The following is a 6,586-nucleotide window of genomic DNA, read 5'->3' on the forward strand; positions in this document are numbered from 1 at the left end:
GAACCGGCATGGCCGGTCCCTCCGGTAACGAAAACACGCATGTGACTTTCCTTCTGACAGTAGGTGGAGTGGGTGTTCTTCTCGTGCCGCAGAACGACTGGCGTCATGGAGCGCAAAAAGTGGTGGTGCGGGCACGCTCAGCTGAGAATGTTGACGCTGAGGAAGAAGTTGGTGTGCTTGACGGAATGGGTCATGAGGCCCATCTCCAAGAGACCCGCGCCCTCCAGCCAGTGGGCCATGCTCAGATCGCCGGTGTCGTGCGGGCGCAGTCCGAGGCTCTTGATGAACGCTGACACGCTCGCTTTGGCCTGCGCGTCGTCGCCGGCCATGAACACGTCCAGCGGGGCGCCTGCAGCCAGGACATCGCGGAAGAGAGTGTTGAACGCCTTGACGACATGGGCGCTTTTGGTCGCGGCCTTCGCGATCTCCTGCGCGCCGGAACTGCCGTTGGGGGTGACAAGGCCCTTGGCGTCGGGGGAGAAGGTGTTGGTGATATCGACGATGATCTTTCCGGCCAGCGCGTCCCCGTACTGACTGACGACCGGCACGGCGCTGTCGAACAGGACGGCGAGGATGACGATCTCCCCGGCCGGGACGGCGCCCCATCTTCCGACCGTGGCGCCGTCGCCGATCTCCTTGGCCAGGGCTGCGGCCTTGGCCGCATCGCGAGAAATGACTTCGACGGCGTTGCCGCCCTTGACGGCCAGGGCGCCGATGGCACTAGCCATGTTCCCCGAGCCGATGATGCTGATGCTGCTCATGAGGGATCCCTTCTTGGTTGGCGATCAAAAGGTTGACTACTCAACCATATGGGAAGATGGATGATGCGTCAACCAATCCGGGTAGCATGGGGGCTAATGGACCCGAACTGGCTGAACCCGCGTGAAGACCGCGCCTGGCGAGCCTTCATGCATGCGCATCATCAGGTCGTCGCACACCTGAACCGTGGCCTGCAGGAATCGGGCCTGTCCGGGGCCGACTACGAGGTCCTGGCGGTGCTCTCGGCTCTCGACCGAGACCGCATGGCCGCCCGCGACCTGTGCAGGGCACTGGGCTGGGAGAAGAGCCGTCTCTCCCACCAGCTGCGCCGCATGCAAAAGGACGGGCTGATCAGCCGCGAGCCCAACCCCGACGACGCCCGCAGCACCCTGGTCTGCCTGTTGCCGGCTGGCCGCGCCGCAGTCGAGAAGGCGGCACCTAGGCATGTGAACGACGTCCGCCGGAACTTCGTCGATCCGCTTACCCCGGCTGAGCTAGACATGCTCGCCACCCTCAACGAAAGACTCCTGCACCACCTGGCCACAAGCTACGACTCCCCCGCCGAAGACGAGCCCTCATAGCCTTCGTAGGCCGTGGGCATTTCGACTTAAAGTGCTCGAGATTGCCAAATACATTGCGTGGCAACATCCTTCAAATGTCCAATCGGACATCGAGTGGACAATTCATGTGAGAATTGGACACTAAGTTTGAGAACCTTACTACTACCGCGCCATGTTGGCGAAACGCGACAGGTGCAACTGGTGAGCAACGGTCACCGTCTTGGTCGGGCCGTTGCGGTGTTTGGCCAGAATCAAGTCCGCCTCACCGCCACGCGGGTCGTCACGCTCGAACGCATCCGGCCGGTTCAGCAGGATGACCATGTCCGCATCTTGCTCTAAACTGCCGCTCTCACGAAGGTCGGACAGCATCGGCTTCTTGTCGGTGCGCTGCTCGGGACCACGGTTGAGCTGGCTGATGGCGATCACTGGCACCTCGAGCTCCTTGGCCAAAAGCTTGAGCTGCCTTGAGAATTCAGACACCTCGATCTGCCGCGACTCGACCTTCTTGCCTGAGGTCATCAGCTGCAGGTAGTCGACGACGACCAGGCGCAGATCGGCCCGCTGCTTCAGCCGCCGCGCCTTGGCGCGAATCTCCATCATCGTCAGGTTTGGCGAGTCGTCGATATACAGTGGCGCCTCGCTGATTTCGCTCATCCGCCGGGCCAGCCGCGTCCAGTCGTCGTCGCTCATCCGCCCCGAGCGCATGTCGCCGAGCTTGATCTTGGCTTCGGCGGACAGCAGCCGCATGACGATCTCGGACTTGCTCATTTCCAGTGAGAAGATGACGCTGGCCATCCGGTGCTTGATCGAGCACGACCGCATGAAATCCAGCCCGAGCGTGGAGTTGTGGGTGGGAATCATGCCCCGGCCGGCCAAATATAGGTGCGCCGCGTTGTCCACCTGCACGCAGCGCACCGGAACACTGCTGACCGGGCGCACGGCGTCCACTTGCAGCACCGGGGCCATCAGGGTGGTGGCGCCCGCGCACATCCCAGAGCGCCCTATGGCTCCCGCGGCCGAGATGGTGTCCAGGCCGCCGCGCAACAGGCCCGTTGTGCGGATACCAAAAGCAGTCGGCCACTGATGCTCGGCATCGGCGACGATTACCGTGCCGTCGGAGAACTCGACTTCGTAGCACGGCCGGCCCAGCATGATCTCCGTCGCGGCCACTACCCGTGTCGGTACTCCGTCGGCGCCCAGCAGTTCGTCGCCAACGGCGACCTCGCCCATCGTCGTCCAGCCGTCCGGCGTCGGCAGCGGTGTGCCCAACGCCAGCGCCTTCCCCACCCCAGGTCGGGCCGCGACGATGATCATCTGGCCCGGGTGCAGGCCATTGGTCACCTCGTCGAGTTCGGTGAACCCGGTCGGGACCCCGCGCGCCAGGCCGCCGTTGGAGGCGATGGCGTCGATCTCATCCATCGTCGGCTGCAGCAGGTCTTCCAGTGGAACGAAGTCTTCGGACAGCCGTCGCTCGGTGACCTCATACATCTCGGCCTGCGCCCGGTCGACGACCTCGGCCACATCGGCTCCCTCGGCACCGGCGTAGCCGTACTGCACCACCCGGGTGCCCGCTTCCACCAGCCGGCGCAAAAGCGCCTTCTCCGCGACGATCCCCGCGTAGTAGCCGGCGTTGGCAGCGGTCGGCACTGTCGAGATCAACGTGTGCAGGTAGGGCGCGCCACCGATCCTGCGCAACAGCCCGCGGCGGTCCAACTCGGCCGCCACCGTCACCGCGTCGGCCGGCTCCCCGCGTCCATACAGATCCAGGATGGCGTCGTAGACGTTCTGGTGTGCGGGTCGATAGAAGTCGCCGGGCCGCAGCTTTTCCAGCACATCGGCGATCGCATCCTTGCTGAGCAACATGCCGCCCAGTACTGACTGCTCGGCCGCGAGGTCTTGCGGGGGCTGACGCCCATAGTCTTCGCTTGGCGCATCCGTGCCCGGGCGTCCCAAGTCGTCAACAACCGCCATAGACTCCCCGCCTCCTCCCACCCAACGTTCGAACGCACATTCGACATCGGTGGCTAGACGTTAGGTCACGCCACCGACACCGCTCGACTCAGCCCGACCGCCCGACTCACCCCGAAATTCGGGGTCCCCCCAGCCGGGCGCATCGACGGCCTCCGCCCTCGTGACCGACGTGACCCACGATCGGCGGGACTCCCACCGCGAGTTGTGTAGTCGGTTCTCGAACGCCAGCATCACCTTGCGACGGGTCGACGTTAAAGGTTGCTGGCAAGGACGCCAAACGAGGTTGTTCATAGACCTGTGCATCGTGTGTGCATATCCGTCTGCGCCCGTGTTGAGGGGGTGTGGAGAACTTGTGGAGCAATATGCGCCGTTGCGACATCACTGCAGATAAGGGCACCACACACCCGCATGCTTTGTGTGGATGGGAATCTCTTCGGCGTGTCGTGACGGGTTGCCACTTCGGGCGTGTTGTGTTTCACCCAATGATTACCAGCGTTAACGGACGGTAACGTTCGCTATGGGCAGCCGAGGACTATTGAGTTCGCTATGCACATAGCAATACCCCCCGGGGCAGCCCTTTCGCTGCCACCGGGGGGTATCTAGGTATAGACCGTTAGGCGTCTGCGACGACGTCGAGTGCGACTTTCACGTCGACGTCGGGGTGCACGTGCAGCGTGATCGGGTGGCTGCCGATCGCCTTGATGTGGCCCTTGGGCAACCGGACGACGCGCTTGTCGAGGTTGGGTCCGCCGGCCTTGCGGATCGCCGTGACAACGGCGCCGGCGGTCACCGAACCGAACAACTTGCCCGAGTCACCGGCGGTCTTCACGGGCAGCGCAACGGCGCCAAGGCCCTCGATCGCGGCTTTGATCTCGTTGGCGTGCTCGAGGTCGCGGACCTGCTTGGTCTCGCGGGCACGACGGATGTCGTCCGCTTGCTTCTGGGCGCCGCGCGACGCGACGATCGCCAGCCCACGCGGAAGCAGGAAGTTGCGGCCGTAGCCGTCTTTGACCTCGACGGTGTCGCCGACGCCACCGAGGTGGTCGACGTCGGCGGTCAAAATGAGCTTCATTGTTTCGCTGATTCCGTTCTACGTGGCGCGGTTACCGCGTCGAGGAGGTGAAGGGCAGCAACGCCACCTCGCGGGCGTTCTTGACCGCGATCGCAACGTCGCGCTGGTGCTGGACGCAGTTGCCGGTGACGCGACGGGCACGGATCTTGCCGCGCTCGCTGATGTACGTACGCAGCAACTGGGTGTCCTTGTAATCGATGTCCTGGCCCTTTTTGGAGCAGAACACGCACTTGCGTGCCTTGATCGGCTTTTCCGGCGCCGGGCGCCGCTTGGTGGACTTCGCCATCTTGAGTCTCTTTCGTTCTGTCGTTGAAAAGTTGTTAGAAGGGGGGCTCGTCGTCGCCGCCGGCGAACGACCCCGATGCCGGGGCGCTGCCCCACGGGTCTTCGCTTGCCGCGCTGCCGCCGCCACTCTGAGCAGCCGGCTGGCGGGAGCCGCCGCCGCCACCGAAACCACCGCCGCCACCGCCGCTGCGGCTGGCCTTGTTCACCTTGGCTGTGGCGTACTTCAGGCTCGGGCCGATCTCGTCGACCTCGAGCTCGACCACGGTGCGCTTCTCGCCCTCGCGGGTCTCGAACGAACGCTGCTTGAGCCGTCCGCTCACGATCACGCGCGAGCCGCGGGTCAGGCTCTCCGCTACGTTCTCGGCAGCCTCCCGCCAGATATTGCAGCGGAGGAACAGCGCTTCGCCGTCCTTCCACTCGTTGGTCTGGCGGTCGAACATCCGAGGCGTCGACGCGACGGTGAAGTTCGCGACGGCCGCGCCCGACGGCGTGAACCGCAGTTCGGGGTCCGCGGTCAGGTTTCCGATGACTGTGATGACGGTGTCACCAGCCACAATGTCCTCCTGGCTCCGCCGTGCATCGGCGGTTGGTGGTCACGAGCATGCTGTCGCAGAGAGCCTACGCAACGACTACGACGCGTCGCGGTCATTCGCCCACAGGCTCCTGCTGACTAGTGCTTGTCGGTGCGCATCACCTTGGTGCGTAGCACCGACTCGTTCAGGCTGAGCTGACGGTCGAGCTCGGACACCGTGGCGGGAGCGGCTTTCAGATCGATCACCGCATAGATGCCCTCGGCATGCTTGAGGATCTCGTAGGCCAGCCGGCGCTTGCCCCAGATGTCGACCTTCTCCACCGTGCCGCCGTCTTTGCGGACAACGTTGAGGAAAGTCTCCAGCGACGGAGCTACGGTGCGCTCGTCGAGAGTGGGGTCGAGGATGACCATTAATTCGTATGGACGCATGGGAACCTCATCACCTCCTATGGTCGTGTGCGGCCACGGCTCATTTCTCCGTGGCAGGAGGGTCGCCTGCGTCGGCAACCGTCACAGGCTACCGGAAGGTGGCTGAGCTCGCGAAATCGTGCGCTGGCACGGCGCTGTTTGGGGCCGTCTGCCGTAGCCCGGGCGGACGCAGCACCGGCGGCAGCCAGCCCGGCGGCGCGTCGGCGGCGCGATCGAACACCCCGCCCGCCGGATCGTCCACCCGGCCACCCCAGCGCACCAGATCTTCGTCGGGCCGGTAGATCTGCCGGACCACCAGCGCGCACAGCGCCAGCACCGCGACGTCACGCAGCACCACCGTCGCGGTGAACCACTGCTGCGGCAGCCCACGATCGGGCACGCTGTAGAGGTAGTACATCCGCGGCACCCAGACCAGTGCGTCAATCGTCATCCACGCCAACAGGATCCGGCGATGCGGCAACGCCAGCACCGCCAGCGGCACCAGCCACAGCGAGAACTGCGGGCTCCACACCTTGTTGGTCAACAGGAACGCCGCCACCACCAGCAGCGCCAGCTGCGCAACTCGCGGCCGCCGCGGGGCGGTCAGGGCTATGTAACCGATTGCGAGACAACACAACACGAACAGAGCCAGCACGACCTCGTTCAGATGCTCCGGCGGCTGCCAGAAGCCGAGGTCGGTGTCGAAGCCCTGCCAGCCGGTGAACGACTTGACGACGCTGTACAGCGAATCCATGTCTTCGCCGCGGCGGGCGTTCAGCCGGAAGAACTCCGACCAGCCTCGCGGAAAGAGCACCATCACCGGCAGGTTGACCAGCAACCAGGTCGCCACCGTCGCGGCCGCGGTACGGGCCGCCTCGCGAAGCCGCCCGGTGCGGATGCCCAGCACCAGCAGCGGGCCCAGCAGCAGCACCGGATACAGCTTGGCCGCGGCACCCAGACCGATCAACAACCCGGCGAGCACCGGTCGCCGTCGCGCCC

The 6,586-nt window shown here is 64.9% G+C and carries 8 protein-coding genes; 1 reads left to right on the plus strand and 7 read right to left on the minus strand.

Translation table 11 applies throughout. The features are described 5' to 3' along the window. Positions 1 to 137: 137 nt before the first annotated feature. Entirely contained in the window at positions 138 to 761 is a 624-nt protein-coding gene (locus VN856_RS03665; protein WP_325686239.1) for an NADPH-dependent F420 reductase, read from the minus strand. Positions 762 to 857: 96 nt separating this feature from the next. Between VN856_RS03665 and VN856_RS03670 the strand changes: the two genes are divergently transcribed. Next, positions 858 to 1,340, plus strand: coding sequence for a MarR family winged helix-turn-helix transcriptional regulator (locus VN856_RS03670; protein ID WP_325686241.1), 483 nt, complete (start codon positions 858 to 860; stop codon positions 1,338 to 1,340). Between the two features lie 141 nt (positions 1,341 to 1,481). Here the strand turns inward: VN856_RS03670 and dnaB are convergent, their stop codons facing one another. From dnaB to VN856_RS03700, 6 genes are all read right to left on the minus strand, one after another. Continuing rightward, positions 1,482 to 3,290 carry a replicative DNA helicase gene (dnaB, locus tag VN856_RS03675; protein ID WP_325686242.1) on the minus strand — a complete coding sequence of 603 codons (1,809 nt, stop codon included), beginning with the start codon at positions 3,288 to 3,290 and terminating at the stop codon, positions 1,482 to 1,484. A 613-nt stretch (positions 3,291 to 3,903) separates the two neighbouring features. Then, a complete protein-coding gene (gene rplI / locus VN856_RS03680; RefSeq protein ID WP_325686244.1) occupies positions 3,904 to 4,362 on the minus strand; it encodes a 50S ribosomal protein L9 in 459 nt (152 codons plus the stop codon). A gap of 31 nt (positions 4,363 to 4,393) precedes the next feature. After that, the gene (rpsR, locus tag VN856_RS03685; RefSeq protein ID WP_325686246.1) at positions 4,394 to 4,648 is read right to left on the minus strand and encodes a 30S ribosomal protein S18; all 255 of its coding nucleotides are present in this window, start codon (positions 4,646 to 4,648) and stop codon (positions 4,394 to 4,396) included. A 34-nt stretch (positions 4,649 to 4,682) separates the two neighbouring features. Further along, positions 4,683 to 5,201, minus strand: a complete 519-nt coding sequence (locus VN856_RS03690) for a single-stranded DNA-binding protein (protein WP_325686248.1) — start codon at positions 5,199 to 5,201, stop codon at positions 4,683 to 4,685. 116 nt (positions 5,202 to 5,317) lie between these two features. Next, on the minus strand, positions 5,318 to 5,608 hold the full coding sequence (gene rpsF / locus VN856_RS03695) for a 30S ribosomal protein S6 (RefSeq protein ID WP_325686250.1): 291 nt from the start codon (positions 5,606 to 5,608) through the stop codon (positions 5,318 to 5,320). An 88-nt stretch (positions 5,609 to 5,696) separates the two neighbouring features. Then, positions 5,697 to 6,586 (minus strand): glycosyltransferase family 87 protein (locus VN856_RS03700; protein WP_325686252.1); only part of this gene is annotated, 890 nt, incomplete at its 5' end.

It is taken from the genome of Mycobacterium sp. (assembly GCF_035603715.1).
In the GTDB taxonomy this organism is placed as follows: Bacteria; Actinomycetota; Actinomycetes; order Mycobacteriales; family Mycobacteriaceae; genus Mycobacterium.